We start from the raw sequence: 550 nt of genomic DNA, 5'->3' as shown, positions 1-550 counted from the left end.
ATCCATCAGCACGCGGCGGGACTCCTCCTGGACGCGGTCTTCGTAGCGGGCAGCCTCGTCGCGCGGCATGGAGTCCGAGAACATGGCGCGGTACAGCGCCTCGAAGCCCATCGCTTCCGTCCCGAACATCATCATCTTCGACATCTGCTGGAACACGTAGGGGTCGCGCCACGCCAGCCCCATGGTGGAGGCCAGGAGACCATGAGGCGGGGCCGACGCCATCAGGACACCGCCGGGCAGATGGTGGCCGTTCACCAGCGCCCGCTGAACGACCATGCCGCCCATCGAGTGGCCTACCAGCACCGGCGGAGCGGAGCACCGCTCGGCGGCCTTGAGGACGTCGTCGACGTAATCGTCGATGCCGTAGTTGTGAAGGCTGCGGCGTCCCCCGCTCCGTCCATGGCCGCGAAGCGAGACCGCATGAACTTCGTAGCCGCGCGCGGCGAACCACGGCAGGAACTTTTCGGCGCATTATGCGGCGCCTGGATCTGGGCCGTAAAGTTCCTGCCGTGGTGTGCGCGGCGGGGGGCACGCCGGGGCTTTGTAGAAG

At 67.3% G+C, this 550-nt stretch carries 1 protein-coding gene; it reads right to left on the bottom strand.

Annotated features, from left to right (window positions below; all coding sequences use genetic code 11):
• A partial coding sequence (locus AC5JJ6_RS03010; RefSeq protein ID WP_496040629.1) for an alpha/beta hydrolase occupies positions 1 to 456 on the bottom strand: 456 nt, incomplete at its 3' end.
• Positions 457 to 550: the final 94 nt, after the last annotated feature.

The organism is Skermanella sp. (assembly GCF_059503625.1).
Note: the sequence above shows the minus strand (reverse complement) of the source record. Positions and strands in the feature narration are given on the sequence as shown.